Annotated in this window: 1 protein-coding gene; it reads right to left on the reverse strand. The window is 68.7% G+C overall.

Features of this window, described 5'->3' with window-relative positions; translation table 11 throughout:
- The coding region (locus tag ACLEIV_RS16860) for an Ig-like domain-containing protein (RefSeq protein ID WP_410457780.1) at window positions 1–732 on the reverse strand (732 nt) is incomplete at both ends.

The raw sequence follows: 732 nt of genomic DNA on the forward strand, positions 1-732 counted from the left end.
CACCGTCACCGTGACGGTGGCGGTTTCGGTGACGCCGCCGCTGGTGACCGTGTAGCTGTAGCGGTCGTCACCGTTGAAATCGGCGTTCGGGGTGTACGTCACGGTGCCATCGTCGTTGATCACGACGCTGCCGTTGGCCCCCTGGGTCACGGCCGTGATCGCCGGGGTGCCCTCGAAACGGTCGTTGCCCAGCAGGTTATCGGTGCTGCTGCCGTCTTCCGCTACGCTGACGCTGTCGTCGGCACTGTCCGCCACCGGATCGACGGTGACGTTGATCACCTGGGTGGCGCGATGGCCGTCGTCGTCGGTGACGGTCACGGTGAACCGGTCGGCGCCATGGAAATCGGCGTTCGGGGTGTACACCCAGTCGCCGGTGGCCGGATCGATGCTGGCCGTGCCGTTGGTCGCACCATCCCCCGCCTCGACGGTGAAGTAGCCGCCGTCGCTCAGGCCGTCGGCCGCGTCGGTGGCGGTCAGGGTGCCGGTGATGGCGCTGTCTTCGTGGCCGCGCCCGCCGGTGTCTCCGCCGACCTCGGCCGCGTCGTCCACCGCCCCCACCGTCACCGTGACGGTGGCGGTTTCGGTGACGCCGCCGCTGGTGACCGTGTAGCTGTAGCGGTCGTCACCGTTGAAATCGGCGTTCGGGGTGTACGTCACGGTGCCATCGTCGTTGATCACGACGCTGCCGTTGGCCCCCTGGGTCACGGCCGTGATCGCCGGGGTGCCCTCGAA

The organism is Oceanisphaera submarina (assembly GCF_046521305.1).
Taxonomy (GTDB): Bacteria; Pseudomonadota; Gammaproteobacteria; order Enterobacterales; family Aeromonadaceae; genus Oceanimonas; species Oceanimonas submarina.